Source organism: Burkholderia sp. E168m23 (genome assembly GCF_016586125.1).
Taxonomy (GTDB): Bacteria; Pseudomonadota; Gammaproteobacteria; order Burkholderiales; family Burkholderiaceae; genus Burkholderia; species Burkholderia orbicola.
Map to the genome: position 1 here is coordinate 1 of NZ_BCPP01001433.1, position 1163 is coordinate 1163.

2 pseudogenes are annotated in these 1163 nt (G+C 71.2%); both read right to left on the reverse strand.

The features are described 5' to 3' along the window. Positions 1-480: pseudogene (locus JMF90_RS37920) on the reverse strand (transglycosylase domain-containing protein); the annotation flags it as partial. A gap of 124 nt (positions 481-604) precedes the next feature. Continuing rightward, positions 605-1163 (reverse strand): annotated as a pseudogene (locus tag JMF90_RS37925) (PLP-dependent aminotransferase family protein); the annotation flags it as partial.

Sequence of the window (1163 nt, forward strand, 5' to 3'; positions counted from 1 at the left end):
GCTGCTGCGTGATCGTCGAGCCGCCCTGCCGGTGCCCGAGAACGTATGCAGGCCGGCCGCGAGCGTGCGGCGCCAGTCGATGCCGTGATGCGCGTAGAAGCGGTGGTCCTCGGTCGCGATCAGCGCATCGATCATGTGCGGCGAGATCTGCTTGAGCGGCACCCATTCGCGGTTTACCGGCCGGAATTCGGCGATCAGCTGGCCGTCGGCCGACAGCACGCGCGCGGGGCGGTCGATGCGCGCCTTGCGGATGTCGCCGATGCTCGGCGTGAACGGAACGAACGCGAGCAGGACGAGCAGACCCAGCACCGGGATCGCGGCAAGCGTCAGCGCGACGCCGCGCCGGGTCGGATGGCGCAGGCGGTGGAGCATGCCCGCGCCCAGCGCGCGGACGCGCGTGCGGCACGCGGCGGCGAGCGGCGTGACACGGGCGCGGCAACGGAGCCACGCGTCTCGGAGAAACGGCACGAAGTGGTTCAAGGCGGCAGGAGCGCGGAGGGAAGACGCGCGATCCTAGCAAACGGAATCCGCGCGCGGGCCGCGGAAACGGCCGTTTGCTTGCAGGATTTACAGACGATTACGTTTGTTGCCCGCCGCCAACCTTTTACCGTGCGCGGGGCCGCGATTCCACCGACGAAACCACGTCCGCGAGCCGCTGCGCGGCCGCTTCCATCTGCGCGCGGCCGAACCCGCCGAAGCCGAGCACGAGCCCGGGGCGCGCGGTGCCGGGCGCGAACATCGGCGACACCGCACGCACCGCGACACCGGCCTGGGCGGCGCGCGCGACCACGTCGAGATCGTCGATGCCTGCCGCGAGCCACAGCACGACGTGCATCCCCTGGTCGCCCGGCTGTACCCATGCGCGCTCGCGCGGCAGCCGCGCGCCGAGCGTGTCGATCAGCGCCGCGCGCTGTTCCGCATAGACGCCGCGCACGCGGCGGATGTGGCGATCGAGATGTCCTTCGGCGATGAACGCGGCGAGCACGTGCTGGTCGGCGGTCGGCGCGTGGCGGTCCATCAGCACGCGCGCGCCGCAGAACGCAGGCACGAGATCGTCGGGCGCGATCACGTAGCCGAGCCGCAGCGACGGAAACAGGATCTTGCTGAAGGTGCCGAGATAGATCACGCGATCGGGCGCGAGGCCCTGCAGCGACGGGAATGGG